Raw genomic sequence first — 25,809 nt, 5'->3', positions numbered from 1 at the left:
TTATTAATTTTGACCATATGTTTGTACCAGTTCTGTGACCAGTTTATCCATATCAGCCAAATACCCACCGCTATTTGGGCTATTGATCATCACCACAATAATTAAATTACGGCCATTTTGTTCAGGCAACCAATAACCAGATAAAGCACGCACATTACGTAACGTCCCTGTTTTCATCTTTAAACTGGAACCTAAATTTTTAAATCGGTTTCTTAATGTACCATCTACCCCAGCAATCGGTAAACTTTTGACAAATGCAGATCGATGAGGGCTGTCGTAGGCACTTTTTAATAATTGCCCCATATAACGTGGTGTGACCCGCTCTCGCCGAGATAATCCTGAACCATTTTCAATCACTAAAGCCTCATCATCAAATAATCTGGCTTGGGCAAAACTACGTCTCATGGCTCGCTCTGCGCTGGCAATGGTATTGGGGCTATTGCTTTCTTCTTGTCCTAAAGTCAAAAAAATGGTTCGAGCAATGGTGTTATTAGAATGTTTATTGACCCCCATTAACACCTCTGCTAAAGAAGGAGAAAGATGTGACACCAACACTTTGGCGCCTTTAGGTACTTTTCCTTCTACTATATTGGCAGGAGGTGTATTACCTGCTTGCGCCCAGTGCGCCAAAAAGCTTTGTTCTGCAAACTCTCGACCTTCCAACACATTCACAAAAGCTTTTTTACCCAAACAAGAAGGTGGAATAGAACCATTCACGTTGATACTCTTACCCAATACTTTAATATTCAAGTACTGACGAATATCGCGGCAGCCCCCTTTGTTTCTACTATTAATATTGGTATTTAAAACTACATTCGGCAATGCTGGTTCTAATTTTAAAGCTGGCTTACCATCCACGCCAACATCGACCCCCAACCAAGCAACTTTAAAAGCCAACATTTGTGGGTCTGGCGGTGTGGTAAAAGCAGCTTCGGCATCTGATTCAAAATTTTCGGCAGTGCCAACATGGCTCCAAACACTTCGATCCAACACAAGATTACCTTTTATGCCACGAATACCTTGCCGATTCAAATCGTGAATCATTTCAATTAAGTCTTTTTGATCAAAGACAGGGTCTCCACTGCCCACCCAATATAAATTACCTTGTAGCACACCATCAACAACTTTAGCATCGCTTTTAAATTCGGTTTTCCATGTATAATTGTCCCCCAGCTCTCTTAACCCAGCATAACTGGTGAGCAACTTCATGGTAGAGGCAGGATTCATGCCTTCATCTGCCCGATGCGATGCGATTTCTTGCCCTGTTTTTAAATCTGCAACATAAAACCCAACTTCACTGGGTTTCATTTTGCCAAAATTAACTGCACAGGCACTGGTACTGATTAATGCAAGTACCACCACCATCCATCTAGCTTGCCATTGGATCGACATCTATTGACCACCTTATATCTTTATATTGTTTACTTTTTACTGTTAATACTGAAATAAATTGTTCAGCCAACTGATGCAAAGCTTTACGATTTTGGCTTTCTAAAAAAAGCTGTGCTCTTTCTCTGGAAGACAAGCGCATCATAAATGCAGGCGCAGGCCCCAATACATTCACATCTGTTGATACAATCATTTCATTTTTGACCTGAGTTAAAAAATGCAGTGCTTCACCAATATGAAAAGCATCCGCTTTAATGGCAATACTGTGGCCAAATGGGCTAAACCCAAATTGTTGACGTTTGTCCAATTCCTCTTGGGCAAAATCAGTAAAGCTGTGTGCTTTTAACGCCAAAAATAAAGCGTGATCTGGCAACTGGGTTTGCAACAAAACAAGCCCTGCGTGTTCTGCCCTACCTGCCCTGCCAGACACTTGCATTAACTCACTAAATAGTCGCTCTGCTGAACGAAAATCTGGGCTATATAACCCACCATCTGCATTTAAAATAATCACCAAACTGAGTTTGGCAAAATCATGTCCTTTTGCCAACATTTGTGTACCCACCAAAATATGTACTTGTTCTTTTTCTATTTGCTGGTACAGTTTTTCCCAGTCATGTTTTCGTGCGGTACTGTCTTTATCAACCCGCGCGACAACCGCTTGAGGAATTAGTGTGGACAAGGTTTCTTCTACTCTTTGTGTGCCTTGCCCTAATGCGCTTAAATCCTGATTGCCACAACTAGGGCAACTATCAGGTACAACTTGAGCAAAATTACAATGATGGCAACGTAAAGTAGGCCCACTTTTGTGTAAAACCATTTTAGCAGAACAATGTGGACAACCAAAACTGAAGCCGCAATCGGTACAAACCAATGCGGGAGCAAATCCACGACGATTTAAATACACCAAGCTCAAACCACCTTTTTGATGATTTTCCCGTAATAAACGAATCGCAGCAGGACTAAACCCTTCTTCTAATTTTTGTCGCCTCACATCTTCAATATGAATTTTTGGCAATTTAGAGCGCTCATTTGCTCTATGTTGTAATAACAATAAACGGTACTGCCCTTGTACCGCTTTATGGTAACTCTCCAAACTTGGGGTAGCACTGCCTAAAATAACGGGACATTGGGCTTGTTTTGAGCGCCATAAAGCCAAATCCCGAGCATGATAGCGCAAGTCGTCTTCTTGTTTAAAAGAATAATCATGCTCTTCATCAACCACAATTAACCCAAGGTTATGCATTGGGGTAAAAACAGCCAAACGCGTACCAATAATCAATTGCTTTTGCCCTGTTAATGCATCCATAAAACCTTGGGTACGCTCTTTATCCGCAATTTGGCTGTGTAAAACAGCATAATGATATTGCCCAAAACGATTTTGTACTCGGTTTAATAATTGTGGTGTTAAGCTGATTTCTGGCAACAAAAACAAAACTTGTTGCCCCATTTTTAATGCTTGTTCAATACAAGAAAAATAAACTTCTGTTTTGCCACTGCCTGTGACCCCAAATAGTAAAAAAGGGCTGAATGTTTGATTAGTGCAACATATGGCCTCTACTGCCTGTTGCTGTTCACTATTGAGTTGTGGTTTATTTTGGGTCGTTGCAATTAAGCTACTTGGGTTCACTTGAATCAACCAGCCTGCTTCCAACCATAAATCGATGTATTTTTTGGCCTGAGGATAAGACTGTTTTAAAGTACTTAGGGCATGGGTTTGCCCTGACAACATTTGCCAAAGTGCGTACTTTTGCTTATGTGCTTGAGCAGGTGCGGGTTGCTGTAGCCCTAATTCACTTAATGTGATGAATACTTCGCTTTTTGTGGTCAGTGGTTTATTTTGACGTAGCCCTGTTGCCAATGCGCAAAAAGCTGTTTGACCAATTGGGTAATGATAATATCGCGCACAAAAATCAATTAAATCACACCATTGCTCATTTAAGATAGGTTCAGACTCAAACACTGTCTCAATGGCTTTGATTTTACTGCGGTCAATATCAGGTGCTAAATTCTCACGCCAAACAAGCGCAACAACTGTTTTATGCCCAAAAGGCACCAAAACACGTTGCCCTCGTTTTAAAGCTTGCTCACTTTTATAGGTAAAGGTGGTATATAAGGGTACATTAACCACAACTTCAAACCAATACACCTGAATCCTTTAATTTATTTATTTGAATACGGTTTTACCTGATATTGTTTGAAGCAGACAATATCAGGTAAAACCTACTGAATTTATTTTTTTGTGGTGGGGGTTATGCCTTTAGGCAGTAATGTCCATACTCGTCCATTTTGTTTCATTTTGCCAGCAGTGGCACCTGCCTCATCACCAAATCCCCAGAAAAAGTCCACCCTTACACCCCCTCGAATAGCACCACCTGTATCTTGCGCCATAATCAAGCGGTTTAATGGCTGATTGCTACTTGGATAAGTTGTGGATAAAAATAAGGGAGAGCCCAAAGTCACATAACGTGGATCAACTGCACCAGAGTAACCATCCGTTAACGGTACACCTAAAGCGCCAATTGGGCCACCGGTTGCATTAGGCAATACTCGGAAAAACACAAAACTTTGATTCACCCCTAAAACTTCATCCAAACGGTGTGGATTTAGCTGTATCCATGCCTTAATACCTTGCATAGACGCTTGCCCTAAAGTCAACTCTCCCTTATCCACAAGATATTTTCCAATAGAAGTATAAGCAAAGCCATTTTGTTCTGCATAACCCAAACGAACAAATTGCCCGTCACGAGTTTGTAAGCGACCCGAACCTTGTACTTGTAAAAAGAATAGTTCAATTGGGTCATTGGCATACCCTAAAATAGGTGCTTTACCGTTTAAGATACCTTGATTAATTTGTGCTCGAGTGTAATAAGGCACAAAACGATTCCCATCAATACGCCCTTTTAATGCTTTGGTTCGGTCATCAATTAAAAACTCAGACGTGCGCACAGTATACTCGCCTACACCTGCGGTTGATTTATCCAACACCTGCATACGGTTATTGGCTATAGGTTTGACAATTAATTGCGCTTTACCCCGTAATGAGGCAGGATAATCGACGACAAAAAAATCATTCGGTATACCATAAATAGGATAGCGAGCTGAGTCACTTTGGCTCAAACCTCCTTTAACAATAGGCTCATAGTAACCTGTGACCATGCCTTCAATTTTACCATTATCGCGAATTTGCCAAGGTTGGAAATTGTTTTCGAAAAATTTTTTAATTTGTGCATTTTCATTTCCTAGCCTTTGCGCCTGTTGGCACACATTAATCCAGCTAGGGTTATTCTGTAATTTAATGCAACCTTGTAAAAAAGAGCTTAATGAAGCTTGAAAGTTTTGTGTCTGCCAATCAGGCAATTCACTAAAACTGGCGGAATGATAACTTATCTGATCATTTTGATGGGTTTGCCCTACCCCACCTGTATTGGTTTTTTTAGTCACCCCACACGCACTTAAAACTAATAAACAACACACTGAAAGCGCCAGTTTTTTCATAAAAACTCTCAACGAAATATAATCAAAGGGTTAATTGTAAACAAATTTGTCTGTATATGCACGAAAAGACGATTCTATATTCAGATTACAAGGAAAATAAGGCTTTTGTAAAGAACAAACCGAAAGCGCCTGCAAAGCACTTTCGGTTGTAAGAAACAACAATGAATAAAGCCTATATTAGAAAGTATATTCTGCTGACAACCACAAACGACGACCTTCTAAAATCTGATAATAGGCATTTGAATAGGTTGTGGCTGTGGCATCAGAGCGACTTGGGCCATATTGTATGAAGTTTTTATTGCCTAAATTATAAATCACAGCAGAGATATTTAAGTTTTTGGTCAAGGTATAATTGATACCTGCATCAAAAACAGCATAAGACTTATAAAAAGACTCATCCGCATGAATCAAACCAGCATATTGTTTTTCACGGTACTGACCTGCAAGCCAAACATTAACAGGTTGATTAATTTGCCATTTTACTTTTGCATTGATAATATTACGTGCTTCTGATCCAATAGGATGCCCTTGCTCAACACCTTCAGATTTTTGTTTGCTGCGTGTATAGGCATAATTACCTGTTAGCTGCCAATCTTGATTAATATTATAACGCATACCCCACTCTAAACCACGTACGCGCACTTTACCCACGTTTGAAATCAAGCTAACCTGTTTAAAACTTGAACCAACACCAGCATTGATACAACCTGCGCTCGAACCACCTGACCACTCACAGTTACCATATCTTTGGCTCTCGATTTTATCTTTGAAATCTGTTTGGTAAACGGTTAAATTGGTTGAGAATCCCTGATTATTATCAAAAATCATGCCTAATTCTGAAGTGGTACTGGTTTCTGGTTTCAAATCAGCATTACCCACCAAAGGCAATTGTCCTTGTTGACCATAATTATAGGTTGTATGAATCATTTTATTTAATTCAGGTGTTTTATAGCCTTTACTCACACCACCTTTAAAAGTAAACATCGGGGTAGCGCTCCACACCAAATACCCTCTAGGGCTCCAATGACCACCAAAAACTTGGTTTTCATCATAACGTACCCCTCCTGTTAAGGCTAAGTCATCCGTTATTTGCCACTTATCTTCAACAAAAAGTGCCCATTGATATTGGTTGAAATAATCTTTTGGTTTTTTTGCCAACGTATCTTTAAGCCTTTGGTGCCAATACTGTCCACCAAATGTGGCTTGATGCGTAAAATCAAAAAGAGGAACCGTCCATTTTGAATCAATGGTTAAAGTGCTGTATTTGATGTCACGTGCTTTTCCATCTGTTGGCGCCGGTTTCTTATCAACGGGGTTAACACGCCCAATGGTTTGGGTTGTATCATATAAAATACTGCTGTCGCTCACCCCCCAACCCCAACGGCCCGTATGACTTAATGAATAGCGGTCTCGTTTAAATTTAACCTGATCGGCATAGCCCCCACCCACTTTACCTTTGACATTTTGGGTACCCAATTGATTTTGGTTGTTTGCAAAAGTCTGCTTGGCATTATCTAAGTCTAAAATAATGTCATGATCTTTGGTTGGTGTAAATGCCAGTCGAAAACCAATATTATAGTCATCCTCTTTACCTAACCCACTAAACCCCAAGCGTTTATCGCTGCCATCCGCTTCTGTATAATGAATTTTATGATTGTCCCTATGATAAACACCGCCACGCAAAGTCAGACCCAATAAGTCTTCTTTAATAGGCCCACTCACGAAAAGGGTACTACTTAAATCGTCACCAAATTTAGACTCTTCCTGTATGGTTGCTGATGCTTTAATGCTGCCAGTCCACTGTTTACCGACCTTACGGGTAATAATATTAATCACGCCACCCATGGCATCAGAGCCATATAAAGTAGACATAGGTCCACGTATCACTTCGATGCGCTCAATGGCGGATAATGGTGGAATAAAACTGGTATCAACATCACTGAATCCATTTGGGCGCGATGCTTCGCCACCTGCACTCATGCGTTTACCATCAATTAAAATAAGGGTATAACTACTGGGCATACCACGAATAGAGATATTCAAACCACCAGCTTTTCCGCCCCTATCCACACTGATTCCTTCTACATTTTTTAACGCATCCCCAATATTATGAAACGATTTTCCTTCTAAATCTTGCCGAGTAATCACTGAAATAGAGGCAGGCGCATCCTTTATTTTTTGCTCAAAGCCTGATGCAGTCACCACTACGTCATCAATTTGAGCAAGCCCTACTTGCTCATTTTGAGCATGGCTTAAACTAAAACAATTTAAACCAAGAAAAACAGACAGCGTTAAGGACTTTAAGCGAAAAGAATAATGATGCATGAAATGGCCTCCTTCAATAACATGATAAAAAGATATGAATGTTAAATAAAATTATTTTTTGTAAATTTTTGTAATGATAATCATTTTTATTTTCATTCGCAAGAATAAACCTTAAAATATTTGAGCATTTCATCAAAAAACACAAAAATATATTAATAATCAAATTATTAAAAAATAAAAAAACGTATTATTTTTTACAATTATGCAATTGTTTTATTTTTTATTTAGATTAGTTATTAAAAATTTATTCACTTTAGATAAAAAACGATCTTCACAGCAATTCTGATGTATAAAAAATCTATTGATTGATTATTTTACATATACACCCGCACGAATCATAAAAAATAAATTTATCTGACCAAGAAGAGCGTTTTAACACCCATGCAGCAACACTTATATAGCAAGCTTCTAGACAATCATATTAATGAGAAAATTTTTTGAAAGACTGTTTGTGGTGAACGATGAATAAACTTAAGATAAGGTAAATTGAATAAAAAAAAGGTGCGAAAAAGAATCGCACCTAAACACACACATCAAGAAGAAAACATTTTAAAACACCAAAATTTACTTAAAATTCGTGTACCAATTGACTATGGACGAATTATATGTGCTCTAAACACTTCTTGAGTTGATTTATATCAAAAAATATTGGGCAAAATGAAAATTAGATTACAAATTTATCCCAAAACTAAAAATATCTTCATTTGCCTTTGATTTATTCTTGTGGTTTTCTCAATAACATAATGGGTATATCAACCTGTTTTAACACACCTTCGGCTACAGATCCCATTAATAAATGCATCACACCAGTCCAACCATGTGTACCCATCACAATTAAGTCACAATGTTTGTTTTTGGCTTCTTTAGCCAAAAGATCTGCAATTTTGTTCCCAATGGTCTCTAAGATATTCTCTTCCACCATCAGCCCATGTTCTTGCGCCATTTGTCGTGCATTTTCCAGCACTTTATCACCTACTGCGCGACTGGCTTCATTGATTTGTGGGGTTTGTACATAAGCATGCCCACCCCAGCTAAATTGGGCAAGATCAACAACATGGACAATATATAACGAAGCACCACAAGACTTTGCAATCTTGCATGCTTCTTTTACAGCCAATAATGAAGCTTGGCTATCATCTACAGGAATCAAAATTTTTTTATACATATGAACACTCCTTTTGCGAAGATCATTATTGTTATGACATGAAAATTTAATTTCATGATTTTTTATTTAAAACAAACAATTCCTGATTCGCTATAACCCCATGTCTAGCTGGAACTATGCATAGGTGTCAGTAATTGTTTTAAAAACTGCTGTGCACGCTCATGTTTAGGATGTGCAAAAAATTCTTCTGGTGCAGCTTCTTCTAATACACAACCCTGATCAATAAAAACGACTTTATCGGCAACTTCTCTGGCAAAGCCCATTTCATGAGTCACCACCATCATGGTCATGCCACTTTTTGCCAAATCGTTCATCACTTTTAATACTTCACCAATCATTTCAGGGTCAAGTGCACTTGTTGGCTCATCAAACAACATCACTCTTGGGTTCATAGCCAAACCTCTGGCGATTGCCACACGTTGTTGTTGTCCGCCAGACAGCTCAGCAGGATACGCATTTTGTTTATGAGCCAATCCCACTCTCTCTAACAAAGCGATGCCATTGGCTGTGGCTTCTGCCTTACTTTGTTTTTTCACTTTCATCGGAGACAATATAATATTTTCTAACACACTCAAATGTGGATATAAGTTAAAGTGTTGAAACACGAACCCTACTTCTGTACGAATACTATTTAAGTCGGTTTTTCTATCTGCAACATTAACGCCATCTACCCAAATCGCACCTTCTTCAATACTTTCTAACTGATTGACTGTTCGAATCAATGTAGATTTACCACTGCCTGACGGCCCACAAACAACCACAACCTCTCCTGGTTTGACATGTAAATTAATATCATTTAATACATGCAAATTTTTAAACCATTTATGGACCTTCTCAAAGCGAATCATGTGAACTTCCTATTTAAACTATGTTTCCAGTTTACCTGAAAATAAAATGAATAAAATTGATTTTCATACAGATTTTTGCACACAAAGCAGATTGCTTAATGCAACATACTGTTGTGGCGAAATATTTTCTGGCCGACTTGTCGGATCAATCTGACAAAGAAGCAATACTGCCTCATCAGCCCAACCTTTTAATGTATTACGAATGGTTTTACGTCTTTGACTAAAAGCCTGAGCCACTATTTTTTGAAAGAACTCAAAGTCAGAGGCCAACCCAATTCTGCCCTGTTGCGGAATCATCCGAACAACGGCAGACTTTACTTTAGGGGGAGGATCAAAAGCTTCAGGCGGAACGGTAAATAGGTATTCCATTTCAAAAAAGTATTGTAACATCACACTTAAACGACCATAGTCACCTGAATTGGGCAAAGCCACCATCCGTTCAACAACCTCTTTTTGTAACATAAAATGCATATCAACCACTTCATCAGCCAATTGAGCCAAATGGAACAATAAAGGGGTAGAAATATTATAAGGTAAATTCCCGACTAATTTCTTTGGGCCAACAATACTTTTAAAATCGAACTTCAACACATCGCCTTCATGAATAATCAGTTTATGTGCGTACTCACTTTGCTTTAAACGCGTAATGATATTGCGGTCAATTTCAATGACGTGTAATTGATTGATTTGAGCAACTAAAGGAGTTGTTAAAGCACCAAGCCCAGGGCCAATTTCAATAACAGTATCATTTTGTGTTGGTTGCACAGCACGAACAATGTCAAAAATGACTTTTTGATCCTGCAAAAAATTTTGCCCAAATCTTTTACGGGCAATATGTTGACTCATAAATCAGCCTTTTGTTAATCTTTCTTTATCCTATTTTACCGTGTTTATCCGGTTTTAATAACCCAAACCCCTAATAAAATAATTATATAACGGGCAATTTTTCCCAAAGCCATAAAAAACAGACAAGGTAAAATGGGCATTTTTAGCCAACCTGCGGCTAAGGGTAAAGCATCACCTACTGCAGGCAAAAAAGCAAAAAACAATGCAGGTGTACCATATTTATGTAGTTTTTGCACAGCAACACTATCAACTTTTTTATTGGGGATAAAAAAAGTCATAAGATATGTGGTTAAGCTACCCAAAGTATTGGCAATACTTACGCCAATCAAGGCAATGAGCCAAGCATCTGGATAAGCCACCAAAAATGTAGTAAATGCTAACTCAGAAGTGCCTGGCAATAATGTTGCGGATAAATAACCGGCACCTACAAGCGCAAAAAATGCTGTCCACATAACAAATTTCTTCTTATATGCATTATTTTGTCGCAAATATACACATATTTTCGGTTAAAACAAATAATATTTCAGTCATTTTTTATATGAACATACACCGAACAACAAATAAATTGGTTTAGACGATTAATATATGGCAAAATACGCCATCAAAAATAATCCAATACCTTTTTGTCTTAATCTGACGCCCAGGAGAAAACATGCTGGTTACATTTTGTCCAAAATGTCATACATCATTTTACATTACCCAAAAACAAATAGAACATGCAAAAGGGAATGTTAAATGTGGACAATGCGGTACTTTATTTAATGCACACGAGCATTTGGAACCTTCTTCTGGCGAAGAAACTACTGGCGGCTATCACACCAATAATCTTACTAATACACAAGAGCGATCAACAGAACAATTTTTTTCAGGCCGTTCATTATTAAACGAAAAAAATCAACAAACTCAAAACTTCACTGACTATACAGCAGAAGTTCAAGCCTCTAAAACGGCTCAAATAAACGATATGCCTTTTAGTCTTGTCCCTGATGACGAAGAAGAAAAATCAAATGAGGCAGAAAAAGCCCAACCAGAAAGTATAACCGAAGCAGAAGCAACAACATCATCTACATTTTTTTCAAAAGAAGACCCTTTTGAAGTTCACCATCAAGACAGTGAAAAAGAAAAACAATTAAACTTATCCATACAAAAACTCAGGCAGTATGCAGATCATAATACGCAAGCTCAACAGCAAGAGCAAAGCCGATCAAAATGGGGCCTTTTTGCTATTGGTTCGATTGTGGCGGTCTTGTGTTTATTGCTTCAATTGGTTGTATTTAATTGGCCTCAATCTAATCAAACGGATCCTATTCAATTGCTTTCTTCTAGTTTACAGGAAGAAGGTAACCGCATTATTTTAAATATTGAAGCACAAATGGAAAAAAATCAGACTCAACTGCCTACTTTATATGTCACTTTACAAGACGAACAAGAAAAAACTATTGTGAATAAAGCTTTTTCTTCAGAACAATATCTAAAACACAGTAAGAATGAAAATGGCAAACTGTCTATTGAGTTGAATATGGATGTAAAAGAACCAATCACCATTGGCAGTCATGAGGTTTTCTGGCAATAAGTTGGCCTTCTAAAAATAATCAAAAAGCGCATGTGAATTCACATGCGCTTTTTGATTACCTTGAGTTGATTTTACTCACTTTCCCAACCTGCATGGTCAGGTAAAACAGCATTTTCAAACTTGGCATACTGTCCCAAAAAGGTCAAATACACTTTTCCAGTTGGACCATTACGATGCTTACCAATAATCGCTTCAGCCAAACCTTTTTGTGGCGAGTCAGGGTTATAGTATTCGTCTCGATACATAAAGACAATAATATCTGCATCCTGTTCAATGGCACCAGACTCACGCAAATCTGACATCATTGGGCGCTTATCTGTACGCTGCTCTACTGAACGTGATAATTGAGATAAAGCCACAATAGGCACTGAAAGCTCTTTTGCCAACCCTTTTAAAGCACGAGAAATTTCACCTAACTCCGATGCACGGTTATCCCCCCTACCAGAGCCACTCATTAATTGTAAATAATCGACTACAATTAAACCCAATTTACCACCAAACTGCCGAGCCAAACGTCTTGCCCTTGCTCTTAACTCTAAAGCAGTCAAAGCGGGTGTTTCATCAATAAACATAGGCGCATCAGATAATTTCACCACAGCAGTATTTAATTTACTCCAATGCTCATCTTCCAAACGCCCAGTACGCAACACATGTTGATCCAAGCGACCAACCGAACCGAGCATACGCAAAACCAGCTGAGCCCCGCCCATTTCCATCGAAAAAACAGCAACAGGCAATTTACATTCCACCGCAACATGTTCAGCAATGTTCATGGAAAAAGCGGTTTTACCCATAGAAGGCCGACCAGCGACAATCACTAAGTCTCCTGGTTGAAAGCCTGATGTTTTGGCATCCATATCCGAAAAACCTGTGGGCACACCTGTGACATCATCTAAATTATCTCGAGCATAAAGCACATCAATACGTTCAACGACTTCTTTTAATAATTTAGGCATATCCAAAAAGCCTTGTTTGGCTCTTTGTGTGCTTTCGGCAATCTGAAAAACTTTATTTTCTGCCTCATCTAATAACTGACTGGCCTCTTTACCTTGTGGGTTATAAGCTGAATCGGCTATTTCAGTGCCTACTTGCGCCAATTGCCGCATAATAGAACGCTCGCGCACGATTTCGGCATAACGACGAATATTGGCAGCAGAAGGTGTTTGTTGTGCCAGTGTCGCTAAATAAGCTAAGCCACCAATACTCTGTAACTCATCGTTCCTCTCCAGCTCTTCTTGTACGGTAATCACATCTGCTGGACGAGCCAACTCAACCAATCGAGCAACGGCTTTAAAAATCAAACGGTGTTCATGTCGATAAAAATCTGTCTCAGTCAAAATATCAGCGACTTTTTCCCAAGCAACATTGTCTAACAACAAACCACCTAGGACAGATTGCTCTGCCTCAAAAGAATTAGGGGGAATCCTAAGTGCTGTTGTGCTTACATCCTCAAATACTTCTTCTTGTTCCATGAATCATGCTCATTTAAATAATAGGCTTATTTTACCCTAATTTAACCCTGATACTTCACAATTCAGGTATTTATTCTTGACTTATATTATGATCAGATGATCTCTTTGATTAAACAAAATCAGTACCGTACTATTGAAGACACAAATAATGTGATATAAACAATAGCACGAGCTCTTCTATGTTGTTCATAGCTAATACTCATTGCGGATACGTCTCAAAAAACAGTACAATGAGGGTAACCAAATTAATGGTTATTGACATACTATTAATAATAATTTTAAAGGAATACACTCATGGAACATAAACTACCACAATTACCTTATGCTTTAGATGCTTTAGCTCCTCATATCTCAAAAGAAACATTAGAATATCACTATGGTAAACACCACCAAACTTATGTGACCAATCTGAACAATCTGATTAAAGGCACTGAGTTTGAAAATGCTTCATTAGAAGAAATTGTTAAAAAATCATCAGGCGGTATTTTTAATAATGCAGCTCAAGTTTGGAACCACACCTTTTATTGGTTTGGTTTAACACCAAAGTCAAGTGGTGCACCAATTGGTGCTTTATTAGATGCCATTAATAAAAAATGGGGCTCTTTTGATGAATTTAAAAAAGCATTCGATACTTGTGCCGCTGGCACATTCGGTTCTGGCTGGGCATGGTTGGTTAAAAATACCGATGGTTCTTTAGATTTAGTTTCTACCAGCAATGCTGCCACACCATTAACCACAAACCAAACAGCATTACTTACTTGTGACGTATGGGAACATGCTTACTATATTGACTATCGCAATAGCCGCCCTAACTATTTAAGCAATTTCTGGGAAATTGTGAATTGGGACGAAGTAAGCAAACGCTTTGCTGCTTAAATAAGTTTTTGCAAATCAATCAAGGTGGGCTAGCTAGCCCACTTTTTTATATCCCCCTACCATTCCCTATAAAATCAGGCTTCTATTAGATATCACCATCTATTCGATAATACAAGGGCACGAGGCTTTTATTATTTGGCTGTTTAAGAAAGGTGACCAATATTGGCGCTAAAAATGGTATTTTATTTTGATATGCAGCTTGTTTTAAATAAACCGCAGCAAAATACTGGCACACAATCTGTGCTTGTTGCTCCATATTAAATTGAGTAAATTGTGTACGCTCATATTTACTGAAATCAATTTGGTATGCAGCTTGCCCTCTTTTGGTGTGCTGATAGCCTTTTTGCAAAAACAATCTAAAGGCAGCCCATACCACATTGTAGCCCATTTGATATTGCCAAACGTGTGTCAACTCATGTATAAACCATTCTTTTTTACGGTCATTGGCTAAAGAAAAATCTTGCTCATAGCAACCTAATGGGAAATAGATGCTTCCCAAAGGAGCCATAGCAGTATGATTATTTTTCAAAAAGAAAAAATGGCGGTTATAAATATAAACTTTCTGGTAATCAATTGCATCTTGAAACAGCAATTGAGCCATTTTTATTTCACCTTGTGTTAATTGGCGCTTTGTTCCAAAAAAACATCTTAACCCCATACGATCACAATCCCTTCCATTCAATTGATAATGGCAAGTTTATTGTAGATTGAGCAAAGCAGCGCCTACATTTTTCTTTCAATATGGTGTTGGCCTTATTCTAGCAGGGCTATTCACACTGATACGTTGTAAAACAAAAGTCACAGGCGAACTACTTGCAATCACTTGCCCATTTTCAACGATTTGCCCCACTACCGTGTGTTCTCCCCGATCGATATTCACCAAAGCAAAACTTGAACTTGATTGTGCGGAGCCATAAACGGCACCATCCAATAAAAGTTGATATTGTGCTGAATCTGGTATTGCCTCACTGGCAGATAAACTAATGGATAAATGACCATCATTACTGCGTATAGCTGCACCATTACTGACACCATTTATGGTTAAACGATAATCAATAGACTTATTTTTTGTTTGATCTGTTAAAGTAGTATTGCCTTGTTCAATAGCTGAATGATCTTTTTGTGTGGGTGAATCAGCAAATTTTAAGGTTGTCGTTGGTATATTAGTGTTAGGTTGAATATCTGTATAAACAGGGTGTTTATTCTGATCTTGATAACGGTAAACATTCTGCTGTGCAAAACCTAAAACAGGCAGCATAACGAATAAAATAAAAGGTATTTTTTGCATAAGTGATTCTCCTTCCTCTTTATTTGACCTTGGTTCTTAAAGAAAACGAACAAGCTCAATCCGTTTGAATCAATACAATCATACTACTGTTTATACTTTACGACACTCAATAAGTTAACAATGGGTATTTTTTGAGCAAATTGAAATAAGCACTCAGTTTTATTTAATAAAAACTGGGTTACTTTATACAATAACGGTGTATAGATACTCCAGGTAAAAGCCATTAAAGCCAAAAAAACACCACCAATATAATTATCGGAAGCCCAATGTGCTCCAGCAACAAGCCTTGGCATCATAAAAAACAAAGTAACCAACCAAATTGCTACCCAATGAGTCCATTTTTTTGCATAAAAACTGACAAAAAAAGCCCACACCAATAACACTGAAGCATGATCACCAGGAAAACTTCTATTAGAAGCATCTTTAGGTTCCAAAACATGCCACCATATGGGGATATGTTCCGTTAAACGAAAAGCACCAGGCACAACTAAAGATGGGCTGGCATGCTGTAATCCAGAAGTATTGACCCATTTATCAAATATGACTCGAACCATTAATAACAATATCATCAAAATCAAACACCCTAAAAATGCTTGTCTGGTTTGTTCTTTTTTAAAAATAAAGTCTCCTTTAATCAAAAAATACAGCATCACACATGCAGATAACAGGTCGCTTAAACGGGTACTAAGTACATCCCAAAAATATGCCCATAAAGGATATTTGGCCAAGGGTTGATTCAATATTAAAAAAAATGCGGAATCTGTTTGCTTGATTATCCCATGAATGGAAGGGGTCAACCAAAGCACAAGGAGGAGTATTGAAATGCTTGTAAACAAGCATAATTGTTTTAACTGCCAAAGACGTTGATACATATGACGATCTATTTACTCTATTAAATAATTAATTGACTGAATCTAAAGAAAGGGATTCTGTAAACAGCAAAAATTTATCTGCTCCATAAAATTTTATGGCCAAATCCTTGTTGATTATCAGTAAATTTAATATTATTTAACGCTAATTGCCAAATAGGCGCTTTAATCGTGCAAGCCATTCGAAAGTGTTCGTAATATTTCTTATATGCAGCCTCAGCAGCTTGCTCCTGTAAAAGCATTGCCTGAGCCTTATATTGGACACCTTGAATGAGAGAAATATTTTTTGACTGTTTACTGATGGTCCCAACGACTTCAGATTGTTGATGCATCATTTTAACATGTTGCGTATCTTCCGTAGACAGAAAATACAAAGCGATTTGCTTTTCATCAAATACATAAAATGCATTCGCCGCCCACATTTGCCCCTGATTATTTTGGGTACATAAAGTTAACACATGATGATCTTTTAAAAACTTGGCAATAATCGGTGGGAACATAATCTATTGCATTCAATATAGATAAACTGTACTTATTTTACTCTAAATATAGGGTAGCAGCACTATCAAAAAATAGCCATATTGTATTCTACACATAAAAAATATAACTTGATGAAAATCATATTATTTAAATAAAAAACCCATAAAAATTATCTTATTTGGATATATTTAAATGTAATTGTTCACCCCAGCGTGGAATATTAGGAATATCAAAACCAAATAAATCTAATGCTCTGGCAACACTGTATGTAACCATATCATCTACTGATTGTATTTGTTGATACATGGCAGGTACAGGCGGACAAATAATAGCGCCCATTTCAGTGGCCAATTGCATATTACGAAGATGCCCAAGATGTAATGGACTCTCTCTAGTCATCAAAACCAATGTCCGCCTTTCCTTTAACACAACATCTGCTGCGCGAGCCAATAAATTGTCTGAGAGCCCATTGGCAACAGAGGCTAATGTATTCATAGAACAAGGGGCAATAAGCATACCCATTGTTTTAAAAGACCCACTGGCAATAGCCGCACCAATATTTTGAACGGGATGCACAACATCTGCTAAAGACTCAATATCTTCTTTGGAAAAAAGCGTTTCTTGTTGACGAGTCAGTTGTGCGGCTTTAGAAACCACTAAATGTGTTTCGATGTGTGGTAACGGCTTCAATAACTCTAAAGCACGAACGCCATATAAAAAGCCTGTTGCACCACTAATCCCGATAATCATACGTTGTGTGTTCATGTTATATTCAACTTATTATTTGCGTCTATTCAAGGCAGCTATTATAAACATACTTAATGGCTTGTGGTTTAACTTGCTGCAATATAAAAATCACTGTAATAATATAGATTATTACAGTGATTGATTGAATAAATTTAATCTGTGTTATTTACTGGTTTTTTTCTTTTTAGCCTTTGCTGGTTCAGCCTCATGTTTATGCATATCCACTACCATACGACCTAAGATTTCTCCCTTTTCCATTTCTTCGAAGATATCATTGACCTCATCTAAACAACGGGTATGCACAATCGGCACCACTTTTCCTTCAGCACCAAACTGAAAAGCTTCTTCTAAGTCTTTTCGAGTACCTACTAAAGAACCGACAATCTCAATACCATCTAACACGGTTTTCACAATAGCCAAATCCATGGTTTCCGGTGGTAAACCAACAGCAACTACTTTTGATGCCGCGCGAACAGAATTAACAGCCTGATTAAATGCCACTTTGGATACTGCTGTTACTACCGCTGCATGAGCACCACCAACATGTTTTTGTATCCATTCACCTGCATCGCCATCTTTTAATGAATTGCACACTAAATCAGCACCAATCTCTTTAGCTAATTTTAGCTTATCATCATTAATATCAACAGCAATTACTTTGGCGTTAAATACATTTTTAGCATATTGAATGGCTAAGTTACCTAAGCCGCCACAACCATAAATAGCAATCCATTGTCCAGGCTTCACATCGGACACTTTAATGGCTTTATAACAGGTCACACCTGCACAGGTAATGCTGCTTGCTTGAACTGGGTCCAAACCATCAGGTACTTTTACCGCATAATTGGCATCAACCACACATTGTTCAGCCATGGCACCATCAACTGAAAAACCCGCATTTTGTACGGTGCGACAAAAGGTTTCTCTACCTGTAATACAGTATTCACATGCACCACAACCTTTATAAAACCAAGCGATGCTGACTCTATCACCTACTTTTAAATTGGTCACATCTGGCCCTAATTCTTTCACAATGCCCACACCTTCATGACCAATAATTCTACCAGGAACGGCACCAAAGTCGCCCTTGGCTACATGTAAATCTGTGTGACAAACACCACAATACTCTACTTCAACTAAGGCCTGACCATGACCAATTTTAGGGACAGGAACCTCTTTAATATCAACTTTACCAGGATTTTTTTTACTGACAACAGCGGCTTTCATCATAAATCTCTCCTTGAACAAAGCAATCTTCGATTAAAGTGGGTGTAAGATATTCTTCATTTTAATCTGGATAAAAATGACTTTTATTTTCATAAAAGCACTGAAACTATAATACGCTTATCTTTCATAAATGAACATTAAAAATATCAACATATTTCAATTAAGTTATTGAACCTATTAATCTCTTACTTCTTCAGCGCTTGTGACACTTCTTGTGCTTGTAAAGCCATGCTTTGCAAACCGTTACCAGATAAGTACCATAAATCTGGGGTCAAATACACAATACGATTTTGCTTAATAGCTTTAATATGTTCGAATGACTCTTGATCGAAAAAGTTCAAATTAAAAGGTGTTTTTCCAATGGCACCACTTCTATCTACAATAAAAATAATATCGGGGTTTATATGATTTAAATATTCCGCATCAACTGTTTTACGGATATTGGCTAATTGAGAATCGGCTTGTTTGACAGATAAGATATGGTGAATGAACTGAGCATAACTACTATTAGACACCATTAATTTACCCTCATTATGTAAAACGACCAAAGCTTTTAAAGATGATTTTTGGGCAACTTTTTTCACGGAATCTAGTTTTTGATTTAATTCACGTAATTGTTGATTGGCTTCTTGTTCTTTTCCAACAATTTTGGCTAATTGTTGAATATTATTTTGTACAGAATTCAAATAGTTTTTTGGGTCGGCTGTGTACTTCATAGTCGGTGCAATTTGTGCCAATTGTTCATAAGCTGCGCCCTGCCGCCCTGAAATAATCATAAAATCTGCCTTTGCAGCTTTTATGGCATCAATATCAGGTGACTTCATCCCACCTACATTAACGTATTGTGCCGTATTGTATTGAGCCAGATATTTTGGCGTGCTGTCTTTTGGTAAACCGACAATACCTTTGACGCTTAATGCATCCAATGTATCTAGAGCACCAAAGTCCATGACCACAATTTTAGTTGGTATTTTTTCAGGTAGTGTAAACGGTGTTGACTCTAAAGATTGTGCATGAATAGCAGATGCACTCAATAAACAACCGAACAACAATATCCATTTTTTCATCAAATCATTCTCCTTTTAAAAGATAATGATTATCATTCATAAAACAAATATTGTCTACTGTCTCTATGCTATTTTAATGCTTAAAATGACCTAGGACTTTCTAAATACTCTTGCAGCCAATAAATTGGCTTTTGCAATAGCATCAGTCACTGCAGATAAGTTTTTCTCCACTAAAAGCAAGTTATGATCTTCTGGTAATTTTTTAATACTGAAGCCTAACTTTTTCATGAATTTTTTCATGTTCTCATTTGTGCTCAATACTTCACCACGCATTACTTTTAAGCCCTGCTCTTTTGCCGCAATAAAAAGTTTATGCATTAAAATAGTGGCAATGCCATTACCTTGCCAATCATCCGCAACTTCCACGGCAAATTCACAGCTTTCATTATCAGGCTCTGCTGTATAACGTGCCACACCAAGCATTTCTTCTTGACCTGCACTATTTTGATACACCATAACAATAGCCATTTCTTTGTCATAATCCAGTTGTGAAAACCGTGCCAGTGTATTTTGAGGTAATTGTTTAATATTGCTTAAATAGCGATTATATCGGCTTTCTTCTGAAAGGTTTTTCACCAGATTTTGTAACATTGTGGCATCTTCTGGTCTAATTGCTCTAATGGTTACATTCGTCCCATTAGGTAATTTATGTGCCATAGAAACATAATCAGGATAAGGCATAATAGCCATATGATTTAAGCGTTTACTCAGTTTTCCTACTTTTTGGACAACTATTCGCACATTAGGGACATAAACACTTTTATCATCCACCCAAACAGAATTTAAACATATTTCTTTTATCTGTGGGAAAGCACACACCATTTTAGATAAACTCAGTAAAACAGCTTTTAAAGCTTTATGATTCACCAATTGTTTGCTTTTAGGCAAATTAGTATTTTTACCAATATACGTTCGGGCAATAAGATCTTGCGCCAAAAAATCATTTAAAGGAGGTAATGCAACGGCATGATTTGGGCGACTTTCACTAGAAAAAACATTTTCCCCAAAACTGATAATAGGGCCAAATTTTGGATCTTGTGTCACACCAATCATGACTTCCTGATTGGCTCGTTTGGCCACAACAGGCTGAATATTAATGCCCAAAAAGGTTCCTTGTTGTGAAAATGTTTTTTTAGCCAGATCAGTCAATTGATTAAATAGACTTTCAAGCTCATCCTGATGATTGGCGATAACACCATACTCTTCCACATCAACCATACCAACCATTTGTGTCGCATCAATCTTAAGCATCAACGGGTAAGTCATCGTCAAGGCAATGGTTTTGGCTTCTTCAAAATTTTGAGCTAATTTACTTTGTGCCGTTGCAATATGAAACGCTGCCAGTAATTCTTGAGCCAAATGTTCTGGCATAATATTGCCAAAATTTTTCAGTGTTGAATCAATAATTTTTTTTGCCAAAGGAATATCAGGTTCAACATAATGTTCCTGTGCCACAGGAATTTGGGACAATAGCTTTTGATTACGTTGATAATTTGCTAAGGTATTAAATGCTTCAATAGCATGTTCTGGCATTCTAAAACACGCCGAATGTGCTTTTGAAAACAAATCATAACTGTCATTAACTTTCGTTTCCCCAAGCCAAGATAAAAATAAAGGTTTTTTGGTTTGCTTTTGCAGATCAATCATCAAACGTGCTGTGGTTAAATGATCTGTGCCCATCTGTGGGGTTAAAATCACCAAAACACCATCTACATTTTTATCATCAATACACAACTTAGCCACACTTTTAAAACGCAATGGGCTGGCATTATCTAATAAATCGATGGGTTCTTTTTCTGCATGTTTAATAGGCAATAAATGATTCAATTCTGTTAATGTATCATTTGCTAAAGGCGCTAAATCCACACCTAACCTTAATGCTCTATCCGCTGCCAGCATACCCACACCAATACCATTACTTAAAATAGCCAGTCGTTTATCGGTTATTTTAAAATTATTGGATAGCGCATTAATACTGGTAAAAATTTCTGAAATTGTATCAATGTGTAAAACACCTGCTCGGGACAATGCACTTTGAAAAACTTCGTGGCTATTCACAATTTGACTACACAAGGTCTGGCCAACAATATCATTTTCAAAAAGCCCTGACTTAATTACCACGACAGGCTTTTCTCTGGCAACAGATCGTAAAGCCGTCATGAATTTACGACCATCATGAACTGTATGAATATGCAATAAAATGGCTTCTGTTGCCGTATCATTGGCTAAAAAATCTAAAATATCACTAAATGTGACATCTGTTTCCGCACCGTCAACTGAAATCAAACTGGAAAACCCAATTTCTTTGCGATCTGCCCAATCAATAATCGCAGTAGCCAAACTACTCGATTGTGTCACTAAAGCAAGAGAGCCTGAATGCATTTGACAAGCATATGAGCTGGCATTAATATTTGAGGCTGGGCGTAACATCCCTAAAAAACTTGGTCCTAAAATACGGATTTTCTTTTCTTGTGCTAATAATAATGCTTGCTCAAAAACTTTTTGTTCTTGCCTACTGGCCACTTTGGCACCATTATTCAACAAGATGCCTTTGATCCCTTTTTGAGCACACTCTTGTATGATATTTAAATAGGTATTAATCGGCGTTAACACGATCGCCAAATCAACTGGCTCTTTTATTTTTAAAACAGAGTTAACTGCTGGTAGACCACCAACAGATTTATGACGAACATTAATGGGAAAGAGCTTACCTCGATAGTCTGCTGCTAATAGGTTTGAAAAGACAATCTGCCCTAAAGTTTGTGCCTGATCACTGGCACCAATAACAGCAATACTACTTGGATTAAACAAAAAATTTAAGTGATGATCCTTCATTGTCTTCCTTTGTTCTTATTAGCCACAAAGCACAACCATTATTTTATTCGATTATAATTTTTTATTTATTTTATTACAATAAATATAATTTTTTATTTTAACTATAAATCCAACCTTTATTTAAATAAGCTGTTTTGTGATCATTTTTTTTAATCTTAATTCTCTATGTCACACGCAATTGGATACTGATCATCAGCACACCATTGACTCCATGAACCTGCATACAGTTGCCCAGAAGGTAAACCAGCATAAGCTTGTGCCAAAATATTAACACATGCAGAAACACCTGACCCACATTGATGAATATGTAAAGCCGAATCACCATAATTTCCCCATTCTTTTTTAAGGGCTTTTGGTGATTTCATCAGACCATTTTCTTGTAAATTGTCTTTAAAACAACGATTTTTTGCGCCAGGAATATGTCCTCCTTTAGGATCCATTGTTTCATTCTCTCCACGAAAACGATCTGCTGATCTGGCATCGATTAATTGATAGGCTTTTTCTTTAATATTGGCGAACACAAATGCAGCATCAACGACCTTTTCCAAACTCGGTTGGATATCAAATTGTCTAACATTCATGACAGGTATGTGTTTTTGTATCGAGCCATTTTGTGCCAACCACGCAGGTAAACCACCATCCAATACTTGTATTGCCTCGTGTCCCACAAACCGTGCAAGCCACCATAAACGTGCAGCATACATCATCGAGCCATCATCATAAGCAATAATATGTGTCTGATTATCGATACCTACCCGACCTAAAGTGTGTACAAAATCCTGTTTGTCTGGCAAAGGGTGGCGTCCATTTTTTCCTGTTTTTTGACCAGATAAATCATGATCCAAATGTAAAAATACAGCATTAGGTATATGTCCTTGTTCATATGCGCTTTGTCCCCAAGTTACATCAGCCAATTGGTGGCGACAATCCACAATAATCAACCGGCTCTTCTGCTGTAGAATTTCTTCTTGTAATGTTTTTGCATTGATTAGTGTAGAAACCATATGATACCCCTTCATTTTACTTTTGCTTGGTCGTATTTTAAATAAACAATTACGTTATAATGGCAGGTTTACATTTATACCAAAATTTTGTACATTCACTTTATTATAACAGTGCAATAAATCATCATTTTATTTTGACACTATAAACAAAAAGGCCTTGTTTGTGTTTTCTATTTTATTTACGTTCAAGCGTTCTCTTTATAGTAGTTATTTTTTGTACTGCTTACGAATCTTTATTGCACTTTCTGGCGTCATTGTTTTTCCATGGCTCACAGGGCAAGCCGTTTTGAGTATTCCGCTTATTTTAGGCGTAGTCGCAGCAGGTTTATCTGATTTAGATGACCGAATTACAGGCCGCTTACGCAATTTACTGATTACCTTAATCTGCTTTTTCACAGCATCCGCATCAGTTGAGCTGTTATTCCCCTACCCTTGGTTGTTTGCATTTGGCTTATTATTTTCTACCTGCGGCTTTATTTTAATCGGCTCTCTTGGGCAACGATACTCAACCATTGCCTTTGGTGCATTACTTATTGCTCTGTATACCATGCTGGGTCACTCTGATCAAAATCACTGGTACACCCAGCCTACTCAATTGGTACTGGGTGCACTTTGGTATAATATTGTGACGTTGGTTTTTTATTTATTTATTCCCATTCGCCCCATACAAGACAACTTATCTCGCTGTTTTGAACAATTAGCCATTTACTTGGAAGCCAAGTCAACCTTTTTTGACCCTGACGAAGAAAACCACTTTACGGCACAAAAAATCAATATTGCTATGGTCAATAAAACCTTAGTTGAAGTATCAAATCTGACCAAAACATCATTGATGTCACGTTTAAAAAGTGACCGAGGTCAGAAAAGCACTCGAAAAATGCTGAGTTTCTTCTTTATTGCACAAGATATTTATGAGAGAACCAGTTCTGCCCATGTAGATTATCAAAAATTAAGTGAAAAATTTAGGTACAGCGATGTTTTATTTCGTTTTCAACGAATACTCATGCAACAAAGTATGGCTTGCACACAAATTGCAGATGCCATTTTAGCCAGACAGCAATATACGCATAACCCCTATTTTGAACGATCATTTAAGCATTTAGAAAACACGCTTAATTTACTGAAACAAGAATATCCTCAAGAAAAATACTTGGTGTATTCTATGCAAAGCCTATTAACCAATTTACGGTCAATAGACCGTCTTTTAGTCAGCTTTGATGAAACAGCGATACAAGAACCTGTCGTCTCATTAAAAGAAAATTTACTCCAAGAAGATCAATCCATGAGTGTGCGTTCTATTTGGATACGCATCACACAAAACCTAACAGCACAATCACCACTATTTCGGCATTCTGTCAGAATGAGTATTGTCCTATTAACAGGTTATCTGATTGCACAACTGACCAAAATGCCCAATGCGTATTGGATTATGTTAACCAGCCTATTTGTTTGCCAACCCAATTATAGTGCAACAAAATACCGTTTAAAAATGCGCTTAATTGGTACCTTTGCAGGCGTACTGGCAAGCTTACCCATCATTTATTTTATTCCCTCAACTCAAGGGCAAATTTTACTGATCATCATCAGTGGCGTTTTATTTTTTAGCTTCAGAAGTATTCAATATGCCTATGCCACATCCTTTATTACCCTAATGATTTTATTAAGTTTTAATGTACTAGATAAAGGCTTTGTTGTGCCTTTTCGGTTACTAGATACGCTCATTGGCTGTACCATTGCATGGGCTGCAGTACATCTGATCTGGCCTGACTGGCAATTTCGTAAATTAAGCGTGATGACACAAAAAATAACCAATGCCAATTGCCAATATTTAAGCACAATCCAAGAACAATACCACACAGGGAAAAATGATCATCTAGCTTATATAACAGCCAGAGACTTTGCTCATACTTGTGACAGTGAAATGGCTTCTGTGGTATCGAATATGACGGTGGAACCCAAAGTTAACAAAGAATTATTAGACAGAGTATTTCGACTGATTTGTTTAAACCATACTTTATTGGGCTATATTTCAGCGCTAGGGGCGCATAGAACAAAAATAAGTTCTGATCATCTTGCTCTTTTTGATGAATCGGTACAAACCATTATTGCTTATCTACAAACAAGTTTTTCTACTCAAACAAGTGCGACAATCGACCAAACGCTGATAAAAAAAATTTCAGAACAAATCCCTCATACAGAAGAGCATCCCGAATGGCAAATTTTCCAACAAATCAATTTGATTCTTGAGTTATTACCAGAACTGACTCAACTGTTACATGAGGTCAACCAAGAACCTTAACAAT

General features: G+C 37.5%; 21 protein-coding genes. 3 read left to right on the top strand and 18 right to left on the bottom strand.

The features are described from left to right. Positions 1-3 precede the first annotated feature (3 nt). The 8 genes from dacB to AADH04_RS10240 all read right to left on the bottom strand — a co-directional run bounded on the left by dacB (position 4) and on the right by AADH04_RS10240 (position 10,520). Positions 4-1,392, bottom strand: coding sequence for a D-alanyl-D-alanine carboxypeptidase/D-alanyl-D-alanine endopeptidase (gene dacB, locus AADH04_RS10275; RefSeq protein ID WP_434777182.1), 1,389 nt, complete (start codon positions 1,390-1,392; stop codon positions 4-6). Continuing rightward, positions 1,370-3,535: a primosomal protein N' gene (locus AADH04_RS10270; RefSeq protein WP_434777181.1), complete on the bottom strand. Its 2,166-nt coding sequence runs from the start codon at positions 3,533-3,535 to the stop codon at positions 1,370-1,372. The genes dacB and AADH04_RS10270 overlap by 23 nt, the downstream gene beginning before the upstream one ends. 83 nt (positions 3,536-3,618) lie before the next feature. Then, entirely contained in the window at positions 3,619-4,884 is a 1,266-nt protein-coding gene (mltA, locus tag AADH04_RS10265) for a murein transglycosylase A (RefSeq protein WP_434777180.1), read from the bottom strand. A gap of 177 nt (positions 4,885-5,061) precedes the next feature. Further along, positions 5,062-7,209, bottom strand: coding sequence for a TonB-dependent receptor domain-containing protein (locus AADH04_RS10260; RefSeq protein ID WP_434777179.1), 2,148 nt, complete (start codon positions 7,207-7,209; stop codon positions 5,062-5,064). A 715-nt stretch (positions 7,210-7,924) separates the two neighbouring features. Continuing rightward, complete coding sequence (locus AADH04_RS10255; protein ID WP_434777178.1) at positions 7,925-8,374, bottom strand: universal stress protein; 450 nt, start codon at positions 8,372-8,374, stop codon at positions 7,925-7,927. Between the two features lie 104 nt (positions 8,375-8,478). After that, a complete protein-coding gene (locus tag AADH04_RS10250) occupies positions 8,479-9,222 on the bottom strand; it encodes an amino acid ABC transporter ATP-binding protein (protein WP_434777177.1) in 744 nt (247 codons plus the stop codon). A gap of 63 nt (positions 9,223-9,285) precedes the next feature. Further along, on the bottom strand, positions 9,286-10,068 hold the full coding sequence (gene rsmA / locus AADH04_RS10245) for a 16S rRNA (adenine(1518)-N(6)/adenine(1519)-N(6))-dimethyltransferase RsmA (protein WP_434777176.1): 783 nt from the start codon (positions 10,066-10,068) through the stop codon (positions 9,286-9,288). A 44-nt stretch (positions 10,069-10,112) separates the two neighbouring features. Next, positions 10,113-10,520, bottom strand: coding sequence for a YqaA family protein (locus AADH04_RS10240; RefSeq protein WP_434777175.1), 408 nt, complete (start codon positions 10,518-10,520; stop codon positions 10,113-10,115). A 200-nt stretch (positions 10,521-10,720) separates the two neighbouring features. On the opposite strand from AADH04_RS10240, the gene AADH04_RS10235 reads away from it, so the two are divergent. Then, the gene (locus AADH04_RS10235; protein ID WP_434777174.1) at positions 10,721-11,641 is read left to right on the top strand and encodes an MJ0042-type zinc finger domain-containing protein; all 921 of its coding nucleotides are present in this window, start codon (positions 10,721-10,723) and stop codon (positions 11,639-11,641) included. A 71-nt stretch (positions 11,642-11,712) separates the two neighbouring features. On the opposite strand, the gene dnaB is transcribed toward AADH04_RS10235, so the two are convergent. Continuing rightward, positions 11,713-13,113, bottom strand: coding sequence for a replicative DNA helicase (dnaB, locus tag AADH04_RS10230; RefSeq protein ID WP_434777173.1), 1,401 nt, complete (start codon positions 13,111-13,113; stop codon positions 11,713-11,715). Between the two features lie 294 nt (positions 13,114-13,407). Here dnaB and AADH04_RS10225 point away from each other — a divergent pair, with 294 nt between their 5' ends. Next, complete coding sequence (locus AADH04_RS10225) at positions 13,408-13,989, top strand: superoxide dismutase (RefSeq protein ID WP_434777172.1); 582 nt, start codon at positions 13,408-13,410, stop codon at positions 13,987-13,989. Positions 13,990-14,074: 85 nt separating this feature from the next. Here AADH04_RS10225 and AADH04_RS10220 read toward each other — a convergent pair whose 3' ends face one another. From AADH04_RS10220 to AADH04_RS10180, 9 genes are all read right to left on the bottom strand, one after another. Further along, positions 14,075-14,590 (bottom strand): type IV secretion protein Rhs, encoded by a 516-nt coding sequence (locus AADH04_RS10220; RefSeq protein ID WP_434777171.1) that lies wholly within the window; start codon positions 14,588-14,590, stop codon positions 14,075-14,077. Between the two features lie 135 nt (positions 14,591-14,725). Continuing rightward, a complete protein-coding gene (locus AADH04_RS10215) occupies positions 14,726-15,277 on the bottom strand; it encodes a hypothetical protein (protein WP_434777170.1) in 552 nt (183 codons plus the stop codon). A gap of 83 nt (positions 15,278-15,360) precedes the next feature. Further along, the gene (locus AADH04_RS10210; RefSeq protein WP_434777169.1) at positions 15,361-16,149 is read right to left on the bottom strand and encodes a phosphatase PAP2 family protein; all 789 of its coding nucleotides are present in this window, start codon (positions 16,147-16,149) and stop codon (positions 15,361-15,363) included. A 74-nt stretch (positions 16,150-16,223) separates the two neighbouring features. Then, positions 16,224-16,646, bottom strand: coding sequence for a YhbP family protein (locus AADH04_RS10205; protein ID WP_434777168.1), 423 nt, complete (start codon positions 16,644-16,646; stop codon positions 16,224-16,226). 154 nt (positions 16,647-16,800) lie between these two features. Beyond that, positions 16,801-17,391, bottom strand: a complete 591-nt coding sequence (locus tag AADH04_RS10200; protein ID WP_434777167.1) for a UbiX family flavin prenyltransferase — start codon at positions 17,389-17,391, stop codon at positions 16,801-16,803. A 144-nt stretch (positions 17,392-17,535) separates the two neighbouring features. After that, positions 17,536-18,600, bottom strand: coding sequence for an alcohol dehydrogenase AdhP (gene adhP / locus AADH04_RS10195; protein WP_434779834.1), 1,065 nt, complete (start codon positions 18,598-18,600; stop codon positions 17,536-17,538). A 185-nt stretch (positions 18,601-18,785) separates the two neighbouring features. Further along, positions 18,786-19,667, bottom strand: a complete 882-nt coding sequence (locus AADH04_RS10190) for a siderophore ABC transporter substrate-binding protein (RefSeq protein WP_434777166.1) — start codon at positions 19,665-19,667, stop codon at positions 18,786-18,788. Positions 19,668-19,757: 90 nt separating this feature from the next. Further along, positions 19,758-22,502, bottom strand: coding sequence for a GNAT family N-acetyltransferase (locus tag AADH04_RS10185; RefSeq protein ID WP_434777165.1), 2,745 nt, complete (start codon positions 22,500-22,502; stop codon positions 19,758-19,760). 155 nt (positions 22,503-22,657) lie between these two features. Continuing rightward, on the bottom strand, positions 22,658-23,506 hold the full coding sequence (locus AADH04_RS10180; protein ID WP_434777164.1) for a sulfurtransferase: 849 nt from the start codon (positions 23,504-23,506) through the stop codon (positions 22,658-22,660). 214 nt (positions 23,507-23,720) lie between these two features. On the opposite strand from AADH04_RS10180, the gene yccS reads away from it, so the two are divergent. Beyond that, on the top strand, positions 23,721-25,805 hold the full coding sequence (yccS, locus tag AADH04_RS10175) for a YccS family putative transporter (protein WP_434777163.1): 2,085 nt from the start codon (positions 23,721-23,723) through the stop codon (positions 25,803-25,805). Positions 25,806-25,809 lie beyond the last annotated feature (4 nt).

The organism is Neisseria sp. Ec49-e6-T10 (assembly GCF_051132615.1).
In the GTDB taxonomy this organism is placed as follows: Bacteria; Pseudomonadota; Gammaproteobacteria; order Burkholderiales; family Neisseriaceae.
The sequence above is the reverse complement of the archived record's forward strand: the minus strand, read 5'-3'. Positions and strand labels throughout refer to the sequence as shown.

Bases quoted from the DNA above. Each gene is read 5' to 3' on its own strand.
- dacB (WP_434777182.1), bottom strand. From the start codon at position 1,392: ATGTCGATCCAATGGCAAGCTAGATGGATGGTGGTGGTACTTGCATTA.
- mltA (WP_434777180.1), bottom strand. From the start codon at position 4,884: ATGAAAAAACTGGCGCTTTCAGTGTGTTGTTTATTAGTTTTAAGTGCG.
- AADH04_RS10260 (WP_434777179.1), bottom strand. From the start codon at position 7,209: ATGCATCATTATTCTTTTCGCTTAAAGTCCTTAACGCTGTCTGTTTTT.
- AADH04_RS10255 (WP_434777178.1), bottom strand. From the start codon at position 8,374: ATGTATAAAAAAATTTTGATTCCTGTAGATGATAGCCAAGCTTCATTA.
- AADH04_RS10250 (WP_434777177.1), bottom strand. From the start codon at position 9,222: ATGATTCGCTTTGAGAAGGTCCATAAATGGTTTAAAAATTTGCATGTA.
- rsmA (WP_434777176.1), bottom strand. From the start codon at position 10,068: ATGAGTCAACATATTGCCCGTAAAAGATTTGGGCAAAATTTTTTGCAG.
- AADH04_RS10240 (WP_434777175.1), bottom strand. From the start codon at position 10,520: ATGTGGACAGCATTTTTTGCGCTTGTAGGTGCCGGTTATTTATCCGCA.
- AADH04_RS10235 (WP_434777174.1), top strand. From the start codon at position 10,721: ATGCTGGTTACATTTTGTCCAAAATGTCATACATCATTTTACATTACC.
- dnaB (WP_434777173.1), bottom strand. From the start codon at position 13,113: ATGGAACAAGAAGAAGTATTTGAGGATGTAAGCACAACAGCACTTAGG.
- AADH04_RS10225 (WP_434777172.1), top strand. From the start codon at position 13,408: ATGGAACATAAACTACCACAATTACCTTATGCTTTAGATGCTTTAGCT.
- AADH04_RS10220 (WP_434777171.1), bottom strand. From the start codon at position 14,590: ATGGCTCAATTGCTGTTTCAAGATGCAATTGATTACCAGAAAGTTTAT.
- AADH04_RS10215 (WP_434777170.1), bottom strand. From the start codon at position 15,277: ATGCAAAAAATACCTTTTATTTTATTCGTTATGCTGCCTGTTTTAGGT.
- AADH04_RS10210 (WP_434777169.1), bottom strand. From the start codon at position 16,149: ATGTATCAACGTCTTTGGCAGTTAAAACAATTATGCTTGTTTACAAGC.
- AADH04_RS10205 (WP_434777168.1), bottom strand. From the start codon at position 16,646: ATGTTCCCACCGATTATTGCCAAGTTTTTAAAAGATCATCATGTGTTA.
- AADH04_RS10200 (WP_434777167.1), bottom strand. From the start codon at position 17,391: ATGAACACACAACGTATGATTATCGGGATTAGTGGTGCAACAGGCTTT.
- adhP (WP_434779834.1), bottom strand. From the start codon at position 18,600: ATGAAAGCCGCTGTTGTCAGTAAAAAAAATCCTGGTAAAGTTGATATT.
- AADH04_RS10190 (WP_434777166.1), bottom strand. From the start codon at position 19,667: ATGAAAAAATGGATATTGTTGTTCGGTTGTTTATTGAGTGCATCTGCT.
- AADH04_RS10185 (WP_434777165.1), bottom strand. From the start codon at position 22,502: ATGAAGGATCATCACTTAAATTTTTTGTTTAATCCAAGTAGTATTGCT.
- AADH04_RS10180 (WP_434777164.1), bottom strand. From the start codon at position 23,506: ATGGTTTCTACACTAATCAATGCAAAAACATTACAAGAAGAAATTCTA.